General features: G+C 72.5%; 18 protein-coding genes. 3 read left to right on the top strand and 15 right to left on the bottom strand.

The window, feature by feature from the left end; translation table 11 throughout:
• Nucleotides 1-16 precede the first annotated feature (16 nt).
• The gene (gene hemQ, locus ABTZ99_RS06255) at nucleotides 17-709 is read left to right on the top strand and encodes a hydrogen peroxide-dependent heme synthase (protein WP_498782754.1); all 693 of its coding nucleotides are present in this window, start codon (nucleotides 17-19) and stop codon (nucleotides 707-709) included.
• On the opposite strand, the gene ABTZ99_RS06250 is transcribed toward hemQ, so the two are convergent.
• From ABTZ99_RS06250 to ABTZ99_RS06240, 3 genes are read right to left on the bottom strand one after another with little or no spacing between them, the layout of a single operon-like run.
• The gene (locus ABTZ99_RS06250) at nucleotides 693-1,292 is read right to left on the bottom strand and encodes a hypothetical protein (protein ID WP_499608593.1); all 600 of its coding nucleotides are present in this window, start codon (nucleotides 1,290-1,292) and stop codon (nucleotides 693-695) included. The genes hemQ and ABTZ99_RS06250 overlap by 17 nt on opposite strands.
• Entirely contained in the window at nucleotides 1,292-2,116 is an 825-nt protein-coding gene (locus ABTZ99_RS06245) for a WXG100 family type VII secretion target (protein ID WP_499608590.1), read from the bottom strand. Before ABTZ99_RS06245 ends, ABTZ99_RS06250 begins: the two co-directional genes overlap by 1 nt.
• Before the next feature lie 12 nt (nucleotides 2,117-2,128).
• Nucleotides 2,129-2,464, bottom strand: a complete 336-nt coding sequence (locus ABTZ99_RS06240; RefSeq protein ID WP_499608587.1) for a hypothetical protein — start codon at nucleotides 2,462-2,464, stop codon at nucleotides 2,129-2,131.
• A 129-nt stretch (nucleotides 2,465-2,593) separates the two neighbouring features.
• Between ABTZ99_RS06240 and ABTZ99_RS06235 the strand changes: the two genes are divergently transcribed.
• A complete protein-coding gene (locus ABTZ99_RS06235) occupies nucleotides 2,594-3,196 on the top strand; it encodes a YbaB/EbfC family nucleoid-associated protein (protein WP_499608584.1) in 603 nt (200 codons plus the stop codon).
• Nucleotides 3,197-3,247: 51 nt separating this feature from the next.
• Here the strand turns inward: ABTZ99_RS06235 and ABTZ99_RS06230 are convergent, their stop codons facing one another.
• The 12 genes from ABTZ99_RS06230 to ABTZ99_RS06175 all read right to left on the bottom strand — a co-directional run bounded on the left by ABTZ99_RS06230 (nucleotide 3,248) and on the right by ABTZ99_RS06175 (nucleotide 20,026).
• Entirely contained in the window at nucleotides 3,248-6,487 is a 3,240-nt protein-coding gene (locus tag ABTZ99_RS06230) for a S8 family serine peptidase (RefSeq protein WP_499608581.1), read from the bottom strand.
• Nucleotides 6,488-6,748: 261 nt separating this feature from the next.
• Nucleotides 6,749-9,994, bottom strand: a complete 3,246-nt coding sequence (locus ABTZ99_RS06225) for a S8 family serine peptidase (protein ID WP_499608578.1) — start codon at nucleotides 9,992-9,994, stop codon at nucleotides 6,749-6,751.
• Nucleotides 9,995-10,223: 229 nt separating this feature from the next.
• Complete coding sequence (locus tag ABTZ99_RS06220) at nucleotides 10,224-13,424, bottom strand: S8 family serine peptidase (RefSeq protein WP_499608575.1); 3,201 nt, start codon at nucleotides 13,422-13,424, stop codon at nucleotides 10,224-10,226.
• Nucleotides 13,425-13,639: 215 nt separating this feature from the next.
• Nucleotides 13,640-14,167 carry a hypothetical protein gene (locus tag ABTZ99_RS06215; RefSeq protein WP_499608573.1) on the bottom strand — a complete coding sequence of 176 codons (528 nt, stop codon included), beginning with the start codon at nucleotides 14,165-14,167 and terminating at the stop codon, nucleotides 13,640-13,642.
• Nucleotides 14,149-14,493 carry an SCO6045 C-terminal-like domain-containing protein gene (locus ABTZ99_RS06210; protein ID WP_498782736.1) on the bottom strand — a complete coding sequence of 115 codons (345 nt, stop codon included), beginning with the start codon at nucleotides 14,491-14,493 and terminating at the stop codon, nucleotides 14,149-14,151. The genes ABTZ99_RS06215 and ABTZ99_RS06210 overlap by 19 nt, the downstream gene beginning before the upstream one ends.
• Nucleotides 14,490-15,287 (bottom strand): MbnB/TglH/ChrH family RiPP precursor modification enzyme, encoded by a 798-nt coding sequence (locus tag ABTZ99_RS06205; protein WP_499608627.1) that lies wholly within the window; start codon nucleotides 15,285-15,287, stop codon nucleotides 14,490-14,492. The genes ABTZ99_RS06210 and ABTZ99_RS06205 overlap by 4 nt, the downstream gene beginning before the upstream one ends.
• Nucleotides 15,288-15,319: 32 nt before the next feature.
• Nucleotides 15,320-16,141 carry a TIGR04222 domain-containing membrane protein gene (locus ABTZ99_RS06200; RefSeq protein ID WP_499608571.1) on the bottom strand — a complete coding sequence of 274 codons (822 nt, stop codon included), beginning with the start codon at nucleotides 16,139-16,141 and terminating at the stop codon, nucleotides 15,320-15,322.
• A complete protein-coding gene (locus tag ABTZ99_RS06195) occupies nucleotides 16,083-17,009 on the bottom strand; it encodes a TIGR04222 domain-containing membrane protein (protein ID WP_498782732.1) in 927 nt (308 codons plus the stop codon). Before ABTZ99_RS06195 ends, ABTZ99_RS06200 begins: the two co-directional genes overlap by 59 nt.
• A 63-nt stretch (nucleotides 17,010-17,072) precedes the next feature.
• The gene (locus tag ABTZ99_RS06190) at nucleotides 17,073-18,008 is read right to left on the bottom strand and encodes a TIGR04222 domain-containing membrane protein (RefSeq protein WP_499608569.1); all 936 of its coding nucleotides are present in this window, start codon (nucleotides 18,006-18,008) and stop codon (nucleotides 17,073-17,075) included.
• 235 nt (nucleotides 18,009-18,243) lie between these two features.
• Entirely contained in the window at nucleotides 18,244-18,681 is a 438-nt protein-coding gene (gene msrB, locus ABTZ99_RS06185) for a peptide-methionine (R)-S-oxide reductase MsrB (protein WP_498782728.1), read from the bottom strand.
• Between the two features lie 46 nt (nucleotides 18,682-18,727).
• Nucleotides 18,728-19,042, bottom strand: coding sequence for a hypothetical protein (locus tag ABTZ99_RS06180; RefSeq protein ID WP_498782726.1), 315 nt, complete (start codon nucleotides 19,040-19,042; stop codon nucleotides 18,728-18,730).
• A 39-nt stretch (nucleotides 19,043-19,081) separates the two neighbouring features.
• Nucleotides 19,082-20,026, bottom strand: a complete 945-nt coding sequence (locus ABTZ99_RS06175; protein WP_498782724.1) for an asparaginase — start codon at nucleotides 20,024-20,026, stop codon at nucleotides 19,082-19,084.
• A gap of 252 nt (nucleotides 20,027-20,278) precedes the next feature.
• On the opposite strand from ABTZ99_RS06175, the gene ABTZ99_RS06170 reads away from it, so the two are divergent.
• Nucleotides 20,279-20,983 carry a GntR family transcriptional regulator gene (locus ABTZ99_RS06170; RefSeq protein ID WP_499608566.1) on the top strand — a complete coding sequence of 235 codons (705 nt, stop codon included), beginning with the start codon at nucleotides 20,279-20,281 and terminating at the stop codon, nucleotides 20,981-20,983.
• Nucleotides 20,984-20,988 lie beyond the last annotated feature (5 nt).

Raw genomic sequence — 20,988 nt, 5'->3', positions numbered from 1 at the left:
GTGAGAGGATTGGGCCATGGCCCGCCTGAACTACAACGAACTCAACGACACCATCCGCTACACCATGTGGTCGGTCTTCCGGGTCGAGCCCGGTCGCCTGCCCGACGACCGCGGTCCGGCGGCCTCCGAGGCGCAGGAGTACCTGGACGGCCTGGAGTCCAAGGGCGTCGTGGTGCGCGGTGTGTACGACGTGGCGGGCCTGCGCGCGGACGCCGACTACATGATCTGGTGGCACGCCGAGGAGATCGAGCAGGTCCAGCAGGCCTACACGGGGTTCCGCCGCACCGCCGTCGGCCGGGTGTCCACCCCGGTGTGGAGCCAGGTCGCGCTGCACCGGCCCGCCGAGTTCAACCGCAGCCACATCCCGGCCTTCCTGGCGGGCGAGGAAGCGCGCAAGTACGTGTGCGTGTACCCGTTCGTGCGGTCCTACGAGTGGTACCTGCTGCCGGACGAGGACCGCCGCCGCATGCTCGCCGACCACGGCAAGGAGGCGCGCGACTACCCGGACGTGCGGGCGAACACGGTCGCGTCGTTCGCGCTGGGCGACTACGAGTGGATGCTGGCGTTCGAGGCCGACGAGCTGCACCGCATCGTCGACCTCATGCGGCACCTGCGCGGCACGGAGGCTCGTCTCCACGTGCGCGAGGAGGTGCCGTTCTACACCGGCACCCGCGTGCCGGCCGCCGAGCTGGTCACGAACCTGCCGTAAGGGCGGCGACGACGCGCTTGGCGTGGGCGCTGCCGACGTGCGCGCCGAACGTGCCGAGCACGATCCACGAGCCGTCCCGGAACACCAGGCCGAACCGTCCCCGCGCGAGGAGCCGGGGACGGCGCCTGGCCGCCGCCACGACGTCGCGCGGCACCGCCCAGGCCACGCTCATCCGGTCGTCGGCGGCGACCAGGACGACGACCCGCTGCGACGTCACGGCGAAGAAGCTGTGCCCGGTGACGACCGCTTCGAGCTGCCTGGCCGACGACCCGGCCGGGCCGTAGCACGTGCGCCCGCCGATCCAGCTCTCCGGGAAGTCGGCCGGCAGGTCGAGCGACGGCGACGCGAACGCCACCCCGCCGACGCCGGCCAACGCCTTGCCGACCCAGCCCTTCGGCTCCGGCACGGCCCGGTTCACCCGGTCGGCGACCCGACCCGCCGGCGTGGTCCAGAAGTCCGGTTCGGCCCCGCCGCGCGCGCCGTAGGCCACGCCCACGGACGTGATCGCGAGCAGGGCCTCACCGGGGGCGAGCACGCGCCGCGCGTCGTCCCCCCACACCTTGAGGTCGTCGACCAGTGGCATCAGTCGTCGTCGGTGGCGTAGTTGTAGACGTCCTTGCCCATGTTGAACAGTCCGCCCGCCGGTCCGCCGGGCACCGATTCGCCCAGCACCTGGCCCAGCGGGATGCGCACCGGCGCGGTGTAGATCGACTTGGCCACGCCGAGCGCGATGCCTTCCTTGCTGAACGTGCCCGCGGCCTTCTTCAGCGCCTTGATCGCCTTCAGGCCCGCCTTGTACGCCTTGGCGGCCTCGGCCAGCTTGCGCAGCATGTTCGAGAGCTTCATCAGCAGGTCGGCCAGCTTCTTCACGATCTTGAAGACCTTGCCGAGGGTGGCCGCGGCCTTGGCGGCGGCCGCGGCGGCGCCGGCGGCCAGCGACGCGCCGAAGCTGACCACCGAGAGCGCGAGGCTGACCAGCAGGTCGGTCACCAGCATCATGATCAGGTCGATCACGAGGTCGATGATCAGGTTCGCCGAGTCGACGCAGCCCTTGGCGGCCTCGACCAGCATCCCGGACGTGTCCTGCACGTTCTGGGCGAGCTGGTCGATCTGCTCCTCGATCTCGGTCAGCCTGCCGTTGAACTTGTCCGCCGCCGGGCCCTGCCACACGCCGCTGACGGCCTGCCGCGCGCTCGCCTCGTCCGACACGATCGCGCGGATGTCGGTGGCGGCCTTCTCCCACGCGTCGGCCGCGCGGATCAGGTCGTCCGGATCGCCCGCGACCCAGTCGATGGCTTCCAGGAACGGGTTGAGCAGCGGCCGGATGATGCCCTGGACCGGGCCGGGGCAGCCGTTCAGGAAAGTCTCGATCTTGTTGTTGACCTCGACGGTCGTGCTGGGACTCATCCGCCCACCTTCTTAAATCGTCAGCCCTTCGAGGCCTTGGACGATGTCTGTGAGGATCTCTCCGATTCCGCCGTCGACGCCCTGGTAGTCCTCGGCGGTGTCGCGCACCGATTCGGCGATGTCGCGCATGGCCTCGGCGCATTCCTTGAGATCGTTCATGGTCGAGGTGACGCGCTCTTCGTACGAGGCGTAGACGTCACCGCTGGACGGCATCTTGCCGAACGACTCGCGGCCGACCTTCGCGGCCTCCAGAGCGGCCATGACCTGGTCGAACCGGTCGCCCCGGCGGACCGACGTGCCCGCGAACTCCAGGATGCCGTCGAGCTTGACGTCGAACTTCGCCGTCATCGCGCCACCTCCCCGATATCGATCCCTCGGACGGTCGCGAACACGCTCTGGTTCCACCGGATCGCGAATTGCGCCGCCGTTCGGTGCACTAGCCTGCGGCAGACAGTAGTACAGCGGATCGAGGGCGCGATGCGAGAAGATCTCGAACAGAAGCTGGCGCGGATCACCGAACTCGCCGAGCAGAAGCAGCAGCAGGCCGACGAACTGCAGGGACAGCTGGCCGGGCTGCGGGTGACCAGGAAGTCGGGTGACGGGTTGCTGACCGCGACCGTGACCGCGAACGGCCAGCTGGTCGACCTGCGCATCGACGACCGGGCCCTGCGCAACGGCCGCGAGCTGGCGGCGAACCTGCTCAACCTGGTGTTCCAGGCGTCGGCGGAGGCGTCGCGGCAGGTGCAGGCGCTGGCCGCGCCGCTGTTGGAGGACAGCTCGATCGACCCGTCCGAGCTGGGCCTCGGCCCGACGCCGCCGGTCGTGGCGGGTGCGCCCGGGATGCCCGGACCCGGCGGTCCAGGACCTGGCGGTCCAGGACCTGGTGGTCCAGGGCCGGGTGGGCCTGGTGGGCCGTACCAGCAGCCGCCCCAGACGTTCCAGCAGCCGGTGCGGAACTACCCGCAGCCGCCGCCTCCGCCGCAGCCGTTCCAGCAGCAGCCGCCGCCCCCTGCGCGCCGCCCGCCGGTGGACGACGACCCGGACGAAGGTGGCTCGATCTTCCGCAAGGACACGTGGTGACACGGGCGGAGGGACGCCCGACCCCGGACGCCCCTCCGCTCCGGTCCGCGGTTACCGGGTGAGCCGGTAGGCCCGGATCACCGAGTGCTCGAACGTGTTGCCCGAGCTGTCGGCGCCCTTGGCGCGCAAGGACGCGAAGCCCGCCTGGTCGGCGTTGCGCACGAGCGCCGCGCCACCGACGACGGGCACCTTGGACCACGTCTTGCCGTCGTCGAACGACACCTCGACCTCGACCTTGCGGACGCGGCCGTTGTCGGCGCCCTGCTGCTGCTCCACGGTGAACGGGATGCGCAGCAGGCGTCCGGCGGGCGTGCCGCCGTTCGCGTCGAGCTCGGGCGCGAACCGCACCACCGAGATCGGCAGCTTGCGGAGCTCGCCCTCGGGCACGGTGTCCGAGCGGAACGTCCACGTGCCGGTGACCCGCGAGCTCAGCTCGGAGACGCCCGGCGCCCGGACGAAGTCGACCTCCGCGCGGTAGTCCGCCGCGCCACCGGGCACGGTGAACTGCCCGCTCGGCCTCGGCACCTCGCCGATCTCGGCCCCGTCGCGGTAGAGCGCGGTTCGCGCGGTCTCGTAGGCGGACCCGCCCAGGTTGTTCGCGCCGTCGTTGAGCAACGGCACCTGCACGAGCAGGTGGTCGCCGATCCGGGAGAGGTACTCGTAGCGGGACGCGGGCAGGCCGGGACCGTAGACCGGGAAGTTGAAGCTCTCCCGGCCGCGCTCGCCGGGCCGGTAGGCGCGGTCCGGCGACCGGTAGTCCGCGACGAACCCGAACTCGCCCTGGAGCTGGGCGAACTGCCAGACCCACTTGAGACCGGCGGTGTTGACGTAGTCGACCGCCGCGCTGCCCGGCTTCACCGGGAACAGCACGAACCAGCCACCGGAGCCGTTGGGGCCGATGGCGCCGCCGCCGTGGATGAACTCGTCGGCGGCGGGGCCGGGGCCGAACCTCGTCCGCACCTCGGCCAGTTCGCGCTTGGCCGGCGCCCGGACGAAGCCGGTGGGCACCCGGCCGTGCTCGATCCACGAGAACCGGTAGGAGACCTGCGCGCCGTCGACCGGCGTGCCCTTGTACTGGGCGCCGATCGTGACTTCGAGCTGGTCGTCGGCCAGCGCCGGGCCGGTGTGGGCGATCGTGGCGTTCTCCGGGAACCCGTCGAGGAACGCCACGCCGTACCCGGTCCGCCGGTCACCGATCGTGCGTTCGAGGTTGATGTCGCCGATGAACGCCACCGCGCCCTGGTCGGGCGGCGTGATCTTGATGGGCTTGGCGGTGCGGGCGTCGAACGTCAGGGAGACGTCCCCGGTGAGCGTCAGCGAGGGCTGCGGCAGTACAGCGAACCGGCCGTCTTCCACGTCATCGGTGACCACCGTGGCGGACACCAGGTACTCGCCCTTGGGCAGGCGGGTGGTCACGGTGTTGTCGGTGCCGTCCAGGAACGTGAACGTGTCGTTGTCCAGGCCCATCACCGTGCCGCTGTAGCGGGTGGGCGCCTGGCCGTCGGCGTCGAGGAACGTCGCCTCGACCTCGTAGCTCTCCACCTCGCGGTCGACGGCCACCGGCGTGCGCAGGACGTCACCGGCGACCACCGTGCCGGAGAACGCGCCGTCGACCGCGCCGACCCTGGTGTCCGCGGTGACCGTCACCTTGGCCTCACCGCCGGCGGGCACGGTCACGGTGGTCGGCGCGACGGTGAACATGCCGGCGGGCGCGGGCTTGCCGTCCGGGCCCTTGGCCTCGACGGACACCGGGAAGGTGACCGGCGCGGCGCCGCCGTTGCGGTAGGTCAGCTCCTTGGTGACCGGCGTGTCGTCGGTGTGCGGCCACTGCTGCAGGCCCATGGACAGGCTGACGGGGTCCGTCGTCACCGAGGTGGTGATGGCCTCGGCCAGGTCGACCCGGCCCGCGCCCTGATCGAACGCGGTCAGCGCCGGGTTGTGCTCGGCCGACGCCATGAGCGCGGCCTTGATCTGCGCGCCCGTCCAGTCCGGGTGCTGCTGCGCGATCAACGCCGCCGCGCCCGCGACGTGCGGCGTGGCCATGGAAGTGCCGGACAGCGCCACGTGGTGCTCGTCCACGGGCGTGCCGATGCTGCCGGTGGCTGCCTTCGCCGCGACGATGTCCACGCCCGGTGCGGTGATGTCGGGCTTGACCGCGCCGTCGCCGACGCGGGGACCGCGGCTGGAGAAGTACGCGATGCTGTCGTCGCGCTCGACCGCGCCCACGGTGAGCGCGGCGTCCGCGCTGCCCGGCGAGCCGACCGTGCCGGGACGGCCCGAGTTGCCCGCGGCGATCACGAACAGCGTGCCGCTCTGGGCGGACAGCGTGTTCACGGCCTCTTCCAGCGGGTCGAGCTCCGGTGAGTCGTTGCCGCCCAGGCTCAGGTTGACCACGTCGGCGCCCTGGTCGACGGCCCACTGCATGCCGCCGAGGATCCACGACTCGGCGCAGCCCTGGAGGACGCACACCTTGCCGTCGAGGATCTGGGCGTCCGGCGCGACGCCCCGGTACTTCTCGCCGGAGCTGGCGATGGTCGCGGCGACGTGCGTGCCGTGGCCGTCGACGTCGGTGGCGTCGGGGTCCTCGGTGAAGTTCTGCTCCGCGACCTCCTTGCCCGTCAGGTCGGGGTGCGCGCCGTCGACGCCGCCGTCGAGGACCGCGACCTTGACGCCCTTGCCGGTGTGCCCGGCCTGCCACGCGGTCGGCGCGCCGATCTGGGCGGTGGAGCGGTCGAGGCTGGGTTGGCGCAGGCCGTCGAGCCAGACCTTCTTCACGCCCGGGTCGTTCACCAGGGCCTGGAACGTCGTGCCGGCCTCGGCCTTCGCCGTGGTCGCGGCGACCGCGCCGACGGTGGGCAGCGCGCGGGTCACGTGGACGCCGCCGGTGCGCGGCTGGTCGCCGGTGATGATCAGCGGCAGGGTGTCGCGCCGCGCGTCGTCGTAGCCGGCCTCGACCAGCCCGGTGACGTCGAACAGGCGCAGGTCCAGCTTGCCCTCGGCCACCGCGTCGAGCGCGTCGGCCGGCACCACGTGCAGGTTGCCGTCCCGGTGGAACGTGTGGACGACGACCCCTTCACGGCCGGGGCCGGCCCGCAACGAGCCGGACGTGGGTCCGTTGAGCAGGACTTGGTCGCCCGTGATGAGGGTGACGGTCGCCAGGCGGTGCCCGGCGACCTGGTCGTGCCGCTCCGGTGTCGCGGCGGCAACCCCCGTTGCCGTGCCTGCCGCGAGCCCGGCCGCGAGGGCGGTGGCCGCCCACCCGACCCAGAGCCTTCGTGATCTCGACGTCAACGCAGATACCTCCCGAATCTGGTTGTCGCGCTGCGGAAACGCGCGCGTCGGAAGGCACCGCCGGCTCACGGTGCGGCGGAGTACCGGAACAGTCGAAGCCCCCCAACGACTTCGACGCTATCCACCCGTCAGGGTGAAGACAGCGTCTCTTCGTGGGGAGTTCACCCCTCGAACGGGGTAGCCGGTGATCACTCACCGTCGATGGTGTGCGAGAGGGGGCATCCGATCGAGCGAATGCCCCCTCTCGTCACCCGATCTCGCTCAGCCGATCTTGTAGGCCCGGATCAGGGTCTGCTCGAACGTGTTGCCGTCGCGATCGGCGCCCTTCACGCGCAGCGAGGCGTGCCCGGCCGCGGCGGGGTTGCGCACCAGGGCGGTGCGCCCGACCACCGGCGCCGACGTCCACGACTTGCCGTCGTCGAACGACACCTCGACGGAGACCCGGTCGACCCGGCCGTTGGCCGCGCCCGGCTGCTGCTCGACCACGAGCGGCACCCGCAGCACCCGGCCGGCGGGCGCGACGCCGTTCGCGTCGAGCGCGGGGGTGAACCGGACCACGGTCAACGGCAGCGGCGCGAACCGGTCACCCGGCACGGTGTCCGAGCGGAACGTCCACGCGCCGCTGACCGCCGTCGAGAACTCCGAGACGCCCGGCGCGCGCACGGCTTCCGCCTCGACGCGGAAGTCGGCCGCACCCGGCGGCACGAGGAACCGGCCGGCGGCCGCCTCGCCCGTCTCACCGACCACGACCCCGTTGCGCAGCAACGTGGTCCGGGCCGACGACGTCACCGACCGGCCGGCGTTGCCGTCCCGGTCGCCGAACAGCGGCAGCGAGAAGCCGACCACGTCGCCCGCCCGGGCCAGGTACGGGAACGGGGACCTGGGCATGGCCGGCCCGAACACCGGCCGGTTGAACCGCTCGTGGTACGTGCGCCCCGGCTGGTGGGTGCGCAGCGGCGAGTCGAACTGCGCCTCGATCCCGTCCTGCCCGAACTGCGCGAGCGACCACACCCACTCGACGCCCGACGGCGTGGTGGCGTAGTCGAGGGACCTGCCCGGAGCGGTCACCGTCGTCTCGACGCCGAGACCGCTCAACCCGCCGGGCAGCACGGGGAAGCCCGCGAACCGGTGCTCCTTGCCCGCCGGACCGGCGGCGAACTCCGACCGCACCTCGGCCAGGTCCCGCTTGGTCGGCGCCCGGACCAGGCCGGTGGGCGCCTTGCCGTGCTCGGCCCACGACAACCGGTAGGTCACCGGCGTCGTGCCGACCGGTGTGCCCACCGCTTGCGTGCTCACCAGCACGGACACGTCGGCGGCGGGCAGCTCGGGGCCGAGGTGCCCGATCGACACCGTGCGGAAGCCGCCCGCGAACCCCGCGCCCAGGGCGGTCACCAGCTCGCCGTCCCGGCTGCGGGTGATCAGCAGGTCGCCGAAGTCGGGCTCCGCCTTCGGGTCGGGGAACGTGATGGAGATCGGTTTCGCCTTGCGCGCGTCCACGGTGACCGCTGTGGTGTCGCGGCTGACGCGCAGGCTCGGCTGCGGCAGCACGGCGCTGTTCGTGCCGTCGGTCAGCACCTCGCCCACGAACATGTACTCGCCCACCGGCAGCCGGGCGGTGGCCTTGCCGCCCGTGCCGCTCGGCACCACGAACTTGTCGTTGTCGAGACCGATGACGAACGCGACGTAGTCGACCGCGGGGTTGCCCTCCGCGTCGATGAAGTCGAACGCCACGTCGTAGCTCTCGACCTCGCGGTTCACGCCGACCGGCACGCGCAGCTCGACGCCGCCGCCGGAGGCGAGGACCGTGCCGCCGTACGCGCCGTCGGCGGTCGCCGCCTTGGTGTCGGCGGTGACGGTGGCCTTGGCCTCGCCACCCGCGGGCACGGTGACCGTGGTGGGGCTGACGGTGAGCACACCGGCCGGCGCGGGCGTGCCGCCGGGGCCCTTGGCGTCGATCGTGAGGTCGAGCGTGACCGGCTGCGTGCCGGTGTTGCGGACCGCGAACTCCTTGCTGGTCGCGACGTCGTCCTCGTGCGGCCACTCCTGCAGGCCGAGCGCGAGCGACGGCGGGTCGGCGGTCACCGTGGTGGTGATGGCCTTGGTGAGGTCGACGCGGCCGGTGCCCTGGTCGAACGCGGTCAGCGCCGGGTTGTTCTTGGCGGAGGCCATGAGCGCGGCCTTGAGCTGCGCGCCGTTCCAGTCCGGGTGCTGCTGCGCGATCAACGCCGCCGCGCCCGCGACGTGCGGTGTGGCCATGGACGTGCCGGAAACGGCGATGTGCTTGTCGCCAACGGGTGTGCCGATCTGGCCGGTGCTGGACTTGGCCGCGACGATGTCCACGCCGGGCGCGGTGACGTCCGGCCTCGGCGCGCCGTCGCCGACGCGGGGGCCGCGGCTGGAGAAGTCCGCGATGGCGTCGTCCCGCTCGACCGCGCCGACCGCGAGCGCCGCGTCCGCGCTGGCCGGCGAGCTCAGCGTCTCGGGGCGGCCGGAGTTGCCCGCGGCGACCACGAAGAGCGTGCCGGTCTGCGCGGACAGGGTCTCGATGGCCTGCTCCAGCGGGTCGACGTCCGGGGTGTCCGTGCCGCCCAGGCTCATGTTGATCACGTCGGCGCCCTGGTCGGCGGCCCACTGCATGCCGTCGACGATCCAGGACTCGGCGCAGTTCAACGAGCACACCTTGCCGTCGAGGAGCTGCGCGTCCGGCGCGACACCCCGGTACTTCTCGCCGGCGCTGGCGACCGTGGCGGCGACGTGCGTGCCGTGGCCGACCAGGTCGCTGTTGTCGGGGTCTTCGGTGAAGTTGCGCTCCACGACCTCGCGGCCGGCGAGGTCGGGGTGCGTCTGGTCGACTCCGCTGTCGAGCACGGCGACCTTCACGCCCTTGCCGGTGAACCCGGCCTGCCAGGCGGTGGGCGCGCCGATCTGGGCCACCGAGCGGTCGAGGCTCGGCTTGCGGATGCCGTCCAGCCAGACCTTCTTCACGCCCGGGTCGTTCACCAGGCCCTGGAAGGCCGTGGCGGCCTCGGACTTCGCGGTGCGCGCGGCCACCGAACCGATGGTGGGCAGCGCGCGGGTGACCTGGACGCCGCCGGTGCGCGGCTGGTCGCCGGTGATGATCAGCGGCACGGTGTCGCGGCGCGCGTCGTCGTAGCCCGCGTCCACGAGCCCGGTGACGTCGAACAGCCGCAGGTCCAGCTTGCCGTCGGCGAGCGGCCGGGCGACGTCGCGCGGGATGACGTGCAGGTGGCCGTCACGCAGGAACCGGTGGAACGTGATGCCGCCGCGGTCCCGGCCCGGCGTGACCGACAGGAGCGCTTGGCCCGCGACGACGACCCGGTCGCCGGTGATCAGGGTGACGGTGTGCCGCTCGCCGTCGGCGACGTTCGGTGATGCTGATGGTGGTGGTGCGGGTGACGCGACAGCCGTGGCGGTGCCGGCGGCCAGTCCGACCGCCAGCAGCGCGGCACCCCAAGCGACGCCGCGCCTTCGTGATCTCGGATTCAACGCAGATACCTCCCGAATCTGGTTGAGCGCGCTGTGGAACGCGCCTGCGGGAGGCGGGGTGGAAGTGCGGTGAACCGATTGGACGTCGCCCCCCGACGTTTCGACGCTATCCAGCCGGGGGAGCGGATTCAGCGGCCCAAAGTGGTGCGTGCGGGCGGCCGAGCAGCCCAACGGGCGTTGCTCGCCGGGAGGGGCGCCCGCCGGTCGCGGACGCCCCTCCCGGGCTCGATCAGGCGATCTTGTAAGCCCTGATCACGGTGTGCTCCAAGGCGTTGCCGTTGCTGTCGGTCGCCTTCACCCGCACCGAGCCGTAGCCGGCCGCGTTCGGGTTCGAGATGGTCGCGACGCCCCCCGACACCGGCGCCGCGGTCCACGTCGCGCCGTCGTCGAACGACACCTCGACGTCGATCCGGCTGATCGTGCCGTTGACCGCCCCGTCCTGCTGCTGCACGGTCAGCGGCACGCGCAGGGCCTGCCCCTTCGGCGCCGCGCCGCCGGCGTCCAGCTCCGGCGTGAAGCGCACCACCGACAGCGGCAGCGGCACGTACCGGTCGGTCGCCGCCGTGTCCGAGCGGAACGTCCACGCGGCGCTCACCTTCGTGGCGAACTCCGACGTGCCGGTCGCCCGCACCGCGTCGGTCTCCACCCGGTAGGCCGCCGCGCCCGCGGGCACCTCGAACAGGCCGTTCGCCGCGTACGACGTCTCGCCGACCTTCGTCCCGTTGCGCAGCAACGTGGTCCGGGCCGACGACACCGCCGCGTTGCCGCCGTTGCCCGCCCGGTCGGTGAACAGCGGCACCGCGAAGCTGATCTCGTCGCCGCTGCGCGCCAGGTACGGCGAGCGCGACTCGGGCAGCGCGGGGGAGAACACCGGGTCGTTGAACCGCTCGTCGTGCGTGCCGCCCCGCTGGTAGGTGCGCTCCGGCGAGGTCAACGTCGCCTCGACCGCGCCCTCCGCGCCGAACTGCAGGAAGCCCCACGACCACGCCAGGTCCGTGGTGACCCGGTTGATCGCCTCACCGGGCGAGGCCACGTCCGGCAGCCACGCCCAGCCGCCGACACCGCCCGCGGTGATCGGGTTGCCGCCGTGCCCGAACCGGCGGCCCGCCGGTCCGGGGCCGAACGTCGTCCGCACCTCGGCCAGCTCGGTCGCGGCCACGTCCTTCACGAACCCGACCGGCATCTTCCCCTGCTGCGTCCAGGCGAACCGGTAGGTCACCGGCTTGTCGCCGACCGGCGTGCCGCGGAACTGCGCGCCCAGCAACGCGGTCATGTCGCCCGCCGCCAGCTCCGGTCCGACGTGCGCGATGGACACGTTCGGGCCGAACCCGCCGAGGAACGCCGTGCTCACGCTGGCCTGCCGGTCGCCGTGGTTGCGCGCCATCGTGACGTCGCCCAACGCCTCCGCCGCGCCCGCGTCGGGTGCGGTGATCTTCAACGGCTTGGCCGTGCGCGCGTCGAGCGTCACCGTGGTGTTCGCGGTGACGCTGAGCCCCGGCCGGGGCAGCAGCGCCAACCGCGTGTCGTCGGTCTGCACGTCGGAGTTGGTGAAGTACTCGCCCCTGGGCAGCCGCAGCGTGAACGAGCCGTCCGCGTCGTAGGGGAAGGCGAACGTGCCGTTGCTCAGCCCGATGATCGACGTGTAGTAGTCGGCCGCGGGCGCGCCCGCGCCGTCCACGAAGTCGAACGTGACGTCGTAGCTCTCCACCTCGCGGTTCACGCTGAGCGCGGTGCGCAGCGGCGTCGGACCGCCGGTCGCCACCACCGAACCCACGTACAGGCCGTCCTGCGTGCCGAGCCGGGTGTCGGCGGTGACCGAGGCGGTCGCCTCGCCGCCCGCCGGCACGGTCACCTTCGCCGGCGACACACCGACCAGACCGGCGGGCGCGGAGCCGCCGTCGGGAGCCTTGACCTCGGTGGCCAGCGACAACGTGATCGGCGCGGTGCCGTCGTTGCGGTAGGTCACGGTCTTGCTGATCGGGGTGTCGTCGTCGTGCGGCCACTTCTGCAGGCCCATGGCCAGGCTCGCGGGCTCGGCGGTGACCGAGGTCGTGATGGCCTTGGCCAGGTCGACCCGACCCGCGCCCTGGTCGAACGCGGTGAGCGCCGGGTTGTTCTTCGCCGACGCCACCAGCGCCGCCTTGAGCTGCGCGCCCGTCCAGTCCGGGTGCTGCTGCGCGAGGACCGCCGCCGCGCCGGCGACGTGCGGCGTCGCCATCGACGTGCCGGACATGGACACGTACCCGTCGCCGGCCGGTGTGCCGACCGTGCCGCTGCTCGACTTCGCGGCCACGATGTCCACGCCCGGCGCGGTGATGTCGGGCTTGACCGCGCCGTCGCCGACGCGCGGGCCGCGGCTGGAGAACGGCGCGATGCCGTCCTGCCGGTCCACCGCGCCCACCGTCAGCGCGGCGTCGGCGCTGCCCGGCGAGCTGATCGTCTCGGGGCGGGAGTTGTTGCCCGCCGCGACCACGAACAGCACACCGGTCTGCGCGGACAGCGTGTTCACGGCCTCCTCCAACGGGTCCAGCTCGCTGGTGTCGCCGCCGCCGAGGCTGAGGTTCACGATGTCCGCGCCCTGCTCGGCGGCCCACTGCATGCCCGCCACGATCGCCGACTCCTGGCAGCCCGAGAGCACGCACACCTTGCCGTCCAGCAGGTCCGCGTCCGGCGCGACGCCCTTGTACTTCGCGCCCGAGCTCGCGATCGTCGCGGCGACGTGCGTGCCGTGCCCGACGCCGTCGGTGTTGTCCGGGTCGTCGGTGAAGTTGCGCTCGGCGACCTCGTGGCCCGCCAGGTCCGGGTGGTCCTGGTCGACGCCGGTGTCCAGCACGGCCACCTTCACGCCCTTGCCGGTGTGCCCGGCCTGCCACGCGGTCGGCGCGCCGATCTGCGCGGTGGAGCGGTCCAGACCCGGTTGGCGCAACCCGTCCAACCACACCTTGCGCACGCTCGCCCTCGACACGAGCGTGTGCCAGGTGTCCGCGGCCTCGGACTTGACCACCTGCGCGGCGTACGAGCCGACGGCGGGCAGCGGGTGGCCGACGCGCAGACCGGCCGTCGCCGGCTCCTGCTCGCCGGTCACGATCAGGGGCAGGGTGTCGCGGCTGCCGTCGTCGTAGCCGGCCTCGACCAGCCCCGTGACGTCGAACAGCCTCGGGTCCAGCCTGCCCTGCGAGACGGCCTTCGCCGCGTCGCGCGGCACGACGTGCAGGTGCCCGTCGCGCCGGTAGCTGTGGAACACCGTGCGTTCTCGTCCCGGAGCGGCGACCAGGGCGGTGACCTCGTCATCGAGGAGCACGACCCGGTCGCCCGTGATCAGGGTGACCTCGTGGTGCTCGCCGGTGACCGGTGGGGCGTCCTCCGCCCCCGACACCCCCGGGCCGCTCGCCGTGAGGCCGGCCGCGACGAGCACGGCCCCCCACGTCATGCCACGGATGCGTTTGCTCTTCAACTGTCTCGAACCTCCCGGTGAGTGCCGCGCATGGCGGGTACGCGGCCGGAAGGGCTGCTACCCGCGGTGGCGGCGGATGTACCGGGAGCGACGTTGCCCTTGACGTCACCGACGCTAGAGGGTTCGGGAAGGGCGGACAGCCGCTGATTGGTCGGCATGTTCTTGACCAATTCAGCCGAGTAAACGGTTACCTACCGTTCAGTAATAGAGCCGTCGGCACCAACTGAGATACCTGCCTGTGGACCACCCGATGGGCAGTCCGGACCGTTGGGGTAGACCATTTCGGGGGTCAGCACGAAATTCCGGTCCACCAGGGAAGAACCGGATTGGTCCAGCAGCGTCAAGGTCACCGTGACCGGTTGCGCGGGCAGGTCGGGGAGGTCGGCGAACCCGTGCTTGCCTCCCGTCGGCTCGGAACGCGCGCTGCACGAGTCGTCCGGGGAAGTGCCGGTGCAGGTCGTCTCGGCGACCCTGCTCGACGGGTACAGCTCCAGCGAGGGGGTTGCACAGGAGCCGTCCCAGCAAACCTCGATCTTCGCGGAAGCCGCCTCGGGGTGCGCGACCTCCACGCTCACGCCGGTGCGAGTGCCGATCGCCGTGCAGGTCACGCCTTCGATGGGGCCGCACGCGGTGGCCAGCAGCAGCACGCCCAACGGCCAGGTCCGTCTCCACATGCCGGTGGGACGGAACGGGACGCCGATCAGGTTGCGCGCCGCCACCACCGTCTTCTCCTCGGCGGCTGGAGCTCGCCCCGGGCGGTCGCCCACTCGGCGAAGCGCGCGGCGTCCTCGCGGAAGCGCGTGCCGACCTCTTTGGGGTGCTCCTTGGCGTAGGCGTCGAACAGGGGCCGGAACCGGTCGCCCAGCTCGACGGCGACCTCGGGCCGGAGCATCTCCACGATCCCGCGCCGCTTGTTGAGCAACGCGCGTCTCTCGATGCGCACCCGTTCCGCGTCGAACCCCTCGGGCACGTCGCCGTCGGCCAGGAGCGCCCGCAGCAGCTCCGCCTGCGCCGCGGCCAACCGGTCCCGTTGGGGTCCGGTCATCCCAGCACCGCCCGGATCGCGGCCAGCTCGTCGGCCAGTTCGGCGTCGGCGGGGTAGTCGTCGTCGCGTTCGAGCAGCACGCCGGGCGGGTCGACGCGGGCGCGCAGCTGGGCCAGCACGTCCAGCACCTCGGGCCGCACGGCGTGCGCGTGCGTGTCGTGGTAGACGCCTTGGTGCTCCTCGCCGCCGGCGACGTGCACGTAGGCGAGGCGTTCCAGCGGGATCTCGTCCAGGAAGCGGGCCACGTCCGTGCCGAGGTTGCGGGCGTTGGCGTAGAGGTTGGCGACGTCGACCAGGAGGTGGCAGTCGGTGCGGTCGACCAGCTCGGCGAGGAACTGGCCCTCGGTCAGCTCGCCGTCCGGCCAGTCGAGCAGCGCGGCGACGTTCTCCAGGGCGAGGGGCACGGGCAGGTCCTGCTGCGTGGCCTTGACGTTGGCGACGAGCACGTCGAGCGCGTCGCGGGTGCGGGGGAGCGGCATGAGGTGGCCGGAGTCGAGGCCGCCCGCGCGCACGAAGCACACGTGATCGCTGACCAGCGGGGCGTCGAGCGCCTCGGCCAGCGCGCCGAGGTGCGCGACCCGTTGCGCGTCAACGGGTTCCGCGCCGCCGAGCGAGAGGGAGACCGCGTGCGGCAGCACCGGGACGCCCCGTTCGCGCAGGAGCAGGACGGACTCGGGCAGGTGCCCCACGTGCAGGTTCTCCGCGACGACCTCCACGAAGTCGATGCCCGGCAGGCGTTCGACGGTCAGGTCGATCTCCGGCCGCCACCCGATGCCGACACCCAGCTTCTCCACGTGCCACCGCCTCCTCGTCGCCTTCGACCCGATCAGTCGCCGCCGCCACCGCCGCCGCAACCGCCACCACCGCACGACGAGCCGCCGCTGTCGGAACTGCTGCTGCTGCTCCCGCCACAACTGCTGCTGGCACAACTGCCGCACCCACCGCCGCACGACGCGCCGCCGTCCGACCCGCTGCCGCGCGATCGCCGTCGCAGTGTCGCCGCCGCGGCCGGTGCGATGCCCAGCACCTCCCACACGTGGTGGCGCTCGACCTTGCCCAGCAGCCCGTAGTAGGCGACCAGCGCGATCCGGTTCGGCGAGACGGCCACCTGCTTCAGCGCCCGCACCACCTGCCGTCCCCGGGCGGTCAGCGGACGACTCAGCCGCCCGAGCACCACCGCCACCACCGCCCCCGCCACCGCCGTGAAGAAGGCCAACGCGAACGGCAGGTCGAGCGCGCCCGCCACGATCATCGTGACCACGACGGCGGCCACCACGAGCAGGCGCAGCGTGCGCAGCGCCTTGCGCCGACCGGGCGGCGTGACCAGGCCGACGTCCACGAGGTGCTGCCGCAGCGACTGGGCCTCCGCGCTCCACGCCGTCGCGGTGATCAGCTCGCCCAGCGTCCTCGGCGCGGAGCGCAGCACGTACGCCTGCAACGGGCTCCAGCCGTGACCCGGCCGTCCGACCACCGAGACCAAGCCCTCGCGGGAGATCCGCACGGCGCCCGCCTCGACCAGCGACACCACCGCGACCTCGGCCGCGCGGCCCGGCCCGCCGACCAGCAAGCCCTGCTGCTCGGGCCCCGGCTCAGGTGTCGAACCCGCCGAACCCGCCGAAGTCGGCGTCCACTGAGTCGCCACCGTCATCGCCCTCCAACCACTCCGCGGCCAACCACCCACCGGCGAACCACCCGCCTGCCACCAGCCAGCCGTTGCGCCGCTGCCAGCGTTGCGGTTCGACCACCACGGCACGCCTGCGCCGCGGTAGCGGTGCCTGTGACGTTTCCGCAGGTGCGATCGGTTCCGCCCGTTCGCCGTCGAACACCGCCGTCTCCGCCCGTGCCGACCCCTTGCGCGGCACGGGCGGTCCGGCGGTGCGCGACGTCGTGCGGACCAGGCCGTAGCGGGCGGTCACCTCGGCCGGGTCGACCGGTGCGAGGCCCGCCGTGGCCTCCTCGTACGCCCACGCGCCCCTCCTGGTCAGGACGGGCGGCGGACCCAACAGCAGCAGGACTCCGAGCAAGCCTGTGACCGACAGCGCGGTGACCGTCACCCACCCGCCCGGACCTGCGAGAACAGCCACCACCACGAGCGCCGCCACCGGCACGACCGACAGCACCGCCCGAGCCAACCGCCGCCGCGGCGACACCAGCAGACCGCCCGCGACCAGGCGTTGCCCGATCTGCCGGGCGGGACCGCTGGTGGCCGCGCCGACCACGAGCTCGTCCAGGTCACGCGGCGGCGTGAGCCGGGCGAGCACGACCGCCTGCAACGCGGTGGCCGGCTGCTCCTCGCCGGGCACCGCCGCGGCCACCGAACCGGACACCCGCGCCCGGTTCTCGGCCACCAACCCCGCCAACGCCACCTCGACCGCCCGCACCGGGCCACCACCGAGGTAACCGATCTCCTCGAACGACAGCGGCCGGTCGGGCACGTCGCCGGCGACCCGCTTCCACCGCAGGCCCACCAGCACCGCGGCGACGAGCGCCGGGCCGTACCACCACAGGAACGTCATGGCCGCCACCCTAGGAGCCGTCAGGCCGATGACGGCCGTGGTCACGGAAGCGTAAGAACCCCGTCAGCCCCCGCCGCCACCACCGCAGCCGCCCCCGCCGCCACAGCTGCTCCCGCCACCGCAGCTGCTCCCACTACTGCTGCTGCAACTGCTGCCACCGCCGCCGCTGCAGGTGCTGCCGCCGCTCGTCGCGCTGTACGCGCTGCTCGCGCGAGCACCGCGCGACGCCTTCCGAGCAGGCGGACGCGGCCGTGCGGCGGCACGCAACGTGATGCTCGGGTGGCTGGTGAAACCGTTGAGAGCGACCAGCTCGGCGGCGTTCGCCGAGCTGGTCCCTCCCCACCCCCCGGTGATCTCGCCTGCGCGAGCCTTCGCCACCGCGTCGCGCCCCTTGGCGGTGCGCGTCCACGGAGCCGCCTGCGACAACCCCCAGATCAGCAAGCCCGTCAGCACGAGCTGCCACGACATCGTCCACTCGGGCGCGCCGACCGCCAGCTCGGTGATCCAGCGCGCGACACCGACGACGAACAACAGCGCCATCGGCGCGACACCCGTCCGCAACCGCCTCTTCAGCACGTCCGGCGCGACCAGGTAGTCCTGTTCGGACAGCCGGCGGCCGACCTCGCGCGGCGCGTCCTTCTCCGACACCGAGGTGATGAGCAGCGTCAACGTCCGGTAGCGGTAGCGCTTCGCGTCGGCGAGCACGGCCTGGTCGACCGGGTGGTCGGCGACGGGCGAGCCGACGAGGCGCACGGCCCCGTTGCGGGCGGCCACCAGGGCGCCCGAGTCGATGAGCGACGCGACCGACGTCTCGACCACTCGACGTGGCCCGCCGGTCAGGTAAGCGATGTCCAGCAACCCGAGCGCACCCGCGGGGGCGTCTCCCCGCGTCCCCCGCAGGCGCACTCGGACGAAGATCGCGAAGACCAGTGACCCGGCCAGCGCGATCCAGTACAGCTCAAGGAATTCCGGGCCTGAAAGCCCCCACGGTCGCTCCACGGTCCACCCCCTGTGGCCCTCGGTGGAACCAGGTCCACCAGCTAGGAGGCAATCGTGTGCGCCAGGCCACACTCCAGCAAGGGGGCTTGAGCAAGCCTTAGGGTTGGCCGGTTCGCCGGTGGTCCGTCAGGAGGACGACGCGCCGTCCACGCCGCCGGAGCCTTCGCCGTCAGTGCCCTTGAAGATGCGCATGATTCCTCCTGGAGTGGATCAGTCATCATTCGGAGTAGCGCCTTCAGTCTGCTCGACCACCGGGGGTTTCGACCAGACGCAAACTCACCGAGTTGATGCAGTAGCGCTGATCCGTGGGGGTGGCGTAGCCCTCACCCTCGAAAACGTGCCCGAGGTGGCTGTGGCACGTGGCGCACAACACCTCCGTTCGGACCATGCCGTGCGCGCGGTCCTCACGCAGGATCACCGCGTCACCGGCCAGCGGCGAGAAGAACGACGGCCAGCCGCAGTGCGAGTCGAACTTCGTGTCGCTGCGGAAGAGCTCCGCGCCGCACGCGCGGCACTCGTAGACGCCCTCGGTCTTGGTGTCCGTGTACTCGCCGACCCAGGCCGGCTCGGTGCCCGCGTCGCGCAGCACCGCGTACTCCTTGGGGGTCAGGATCTCCCGCCACTCCAGCTCCGAGTGGACCACCTTCGGGGTGGCGCCGACGACAGGTTCCATACCTCCACGTTAGTCGAAACCGCGGCGGCCGAAACGTCGGCGGAAGTCAGTAGAAGAACACCCAGACGAGGGTGCCCAGGTAGTACCAGACGCTGACCAGCACACCCAGGAGGATGAGGCCCACCACGACGACCGCGGTGAGCCTGCGCAGGCCGCCCGCCCGGTTCGCCGAGTCCGCGAACTGCCCGACGCCCGCGACCGTGCCCTCGATGGTGAAGCTGGGTGGCTGCTGCTGCATCCGGCCGAGGTGCTCGGCGAACGCCCTCGTCTCGGGGTCGTCGGGGTCGAGTCCGATCAGCTCGTCGTCGATGCTGCCCAGTGGGCGATCGTCCGGTGCGTCGGCGGCTCTGGCGCTGGCCATGGGACCCAGCGTAGCCGGCGTTTCAAGCGGCCGGGCGGCTCAACTCGCCAGGACGGGTGACGGCCGGACCGCGCCGACCGGCCTGCCGTGGCCGAGGACCGGGAACGTGGCCAACTCGTCCGGCGCGTCCACTCCCAGCTTGCGCAACGCGGCCACCAGGACCACCGCCCTGGCGCGGCTGGAGCCGTCCGCGATCTTGCACGCCACGGCTTCGCCGGTCGGCAGGCCGATCGCGTAGACGCCCTCCGCGCCGTCCTTGGCGACCGCGCCCGGGATCGCCCGCATCAGCTTCGTGACGTCGCGGCCCGTGCCGCCGACCCACTCCGGGTAGGCGTTCATGGCCTGCGCGATCCGGTGCTCCGGGCCGTCCTGCGCGCCGGCCAGCTTGGCGAACGCCCGCGCGAGGCCGGTGAGGCTGATGCCGAGCAACGGCGCGCCGCAGCCGTCGACGCCCTCCGCGCCGACGCGCTCGCCGGCCACTTCCTCGAGGGTGTCGCGGATGGCCCGCTGGAGGGGGTGGGCGGGGTCGAGGTAGTCCCGGGTCGACCAGTCGTTGACGACGCAGGTCGCGAGCATGGCGGCGTGCTTGCCCGAGCAGTTCATGTACTCCGGCGCCTTGGCCCGGCCCGCGGCCAGGTGGGACCGGAGGGCGTCCTCGCCGATCGGCAGGTCGGGGGTGCACTGGAGGTCGGCCTCGGTCAGGCCGTGCGCGTGCAGGATGCGCTGGACGCCGTCGACGTGGAAGTCCTCGCCGGAGTGGCTCGCGCAGGCCAGGGCGAGCAGCTCGTCCTTCAGGTCGAGGCCGTGGCGGAGCATGGCCAGCGCCTGGATCGGCTTGTTGGACGAGCGCGGGTAGGCGGTGTCGTGCGGGCGGCCGAGCGCCAGCGCTTCGCGGCCTGTGCGGTCGAGGGCGATGACGGAGCCGTGGTGCACGGACTCGAGGAACTCGCCACGCCAGACCTCGGCGACCAGTTCGTGTGCCATGCCGGTACCTCCACCCTGTGCGCGTGTGCGCTGCCAACTGTCGACAGTTAACATCGTTGGCGACCCGGTGCGCTAGGAGACGTTCGTGACACGTGGCATGTTCCGAGCCGTCGGTGAGCCTCGCTCCCGCCGCGGGCCGGTTCGCTATATTGATCACTGTGCTGGTCACGTGTCGCCACCGGCTGGAGCCCGAGGTGGCTCGGCGGGCGATGCCGGCGCGCACGTTCTGGTGTGCCCGGGTGGTGGTCGGTGATGAAGCAGGACGCTCCCCGGACGCGGTCTAGCCACGAGGCGGCGCCCGGCGGTGAGCACGTCAGACCCCCCTTGCACCTGAGCTTGGCCGGTCAGGCCGTGGACGTGCTGCGCGAGCTGGTGCTCACCGGCGACATTCCGCCCGGGGCGCGGGTGAACGAGGTCGAGCTGGCCCAGCGGCTCGGGATCTCGCGGGGACCGCTGCGCGAGGCGATCCGGCACCTGGCGTCCGAGGGGCTGCTGGTCCTGGCGCCGCACCGGGGCGCTTCCGTGCCGATCTCGGACGAGGCCGACGTGCGGGCGCTGTTCGAGCTGCGGACCGCGCTGGAGTGCGCGGCGGTCGAGCTGGCCGCGTCACGGCGGACCGAGGCGGACGTCGTGCGGCTGCGCGCGGTGTGCGAGGAGTCGCGTCGGGCGTACTCGGCCGGTGAGCGCTTCCCGTACCGGTTGGACCTGGCGTTCCACCAGGCGTTGCTGGACGCGGCGCGCAGCCCTCGGATCGCCGAGCAGGTGCGGCTGGCGCAGCAGCGGGTGGTGTTGCTGCGCAGCGGTCTGCGCGACGACCCGCCGCACCAGCACGCGTCGTTGGACGACCACGACGCCCTGGTGGCCGCCATCGCCGCCACCGACCCGTCCCGCGCGTCCGACGTGATGCGCAAGCACCTGGCCCGCGTCTGCGCCCAGATGCTCACCAGCCTGGCCTGACGGCC

Source organism: Actinosynnema sp. NPDC002837, assembly GCF_040295345.1.
GTDB lineage: Bacteria > Actinomycetota > Actinomycetes > Mycobacteriales > Pseudonocardiaceae > Actinosynnema.
Note: the sequence above shows the minus strand (reverse complement) of the source record. Positions and strands in the feature narration are given on the sequence as shown.

Coding starts and splice junctions, on each gene's coding strand:
- hemQ (WP_498782754.1), top strand. CDS start 17: ATGGCCCGCCTGAACTACAACGAACTCAACGACACCATCCGCTACACC.
- ABTZ99_RS06250 (WP_499608593.1), bottom strand. CDS start 1,292: ATGCCACTGGTCGACGACCTCAAGGTGTGGGGGGACGACGCGCGGCGC.
- ABTZ99_RS06245 (WP_499608590.1), bottom strand. CDS start 2,116: ATGAGTCCCAGCACGACCGTCGAGGTCAACAACAAGATCGAGACTTTC.
- ABTZ99_RS06240 (WP_499608587.1), bottom strand. CDS start 2,464: ATGACGGCGAAGTTCGACGTCAAGCTCGACGGCATCCTGGAGTTCGCG.
- ABTZ99_RS06235 (WP_499608584.1), top strand. CDS start 2,594: ATGCGAGAAGATCTCGAACAGAAGCTGGCGCGGATCACCGAACTCGCC.
- ABTZ99_RS06220 (WP_499608575.1), bottom strand. CDS start 13,424: ATGACGTGGGGGGCCGTGCTCGTCGCGGCCGGCCTCACGGCGAGCGGC.
- ABTZ99_RS06210 (WP_498782736.1), bottom strand. CDS start 14,493: ATGACCGGACCCCAACGGGACCGGTTGGCCGCGGCGCAGGCGGAGCTG.
- ABTZ99_RS06200 (WP_499608571.1), bottom strand. CDS start 16,141: ATGACGGTGGCGACTCAGTGGACGCCGACTTCGGCGGGTTCGGCGGGT.
- ABTZ99_RS06195 (WP_498782732.1), bottom strand. CDS start 17,009: ATGACGTTCCTGTGGTGGTACGGCCCGGCGCTCGTCGCCGCGGTGCTG.
- msrB (WP_498782728.1), bottom strand. CDS start 18,681: ATGGAACCTGTCGTCGGCGCCACCCCGAAGGTGGTCCACTCGGAGCTG.
- ABTZ99_RS06180 (WP_498782726.1), bottom strand. CDS start 19,042: ATGGCCAGCGCCAGAGCCGCCGACGCACCGGACGATCGCCCACTGGGC.
- ABTZ99_RS06175 (WP_498782724.1), bottom strand. CDS start 20,026: ATGGCACACGAACTGGTCGCCGAGGTCTGGCGTGGCGAGTTCCTCGAG.
- ABTZ99_RS06170 (WP_499608566.1), top strand. CDS start 20,279: ATGAAGCAGGACGCTCCCCGGACGCGGTCTAGCCACGAGGCGGCGCCC.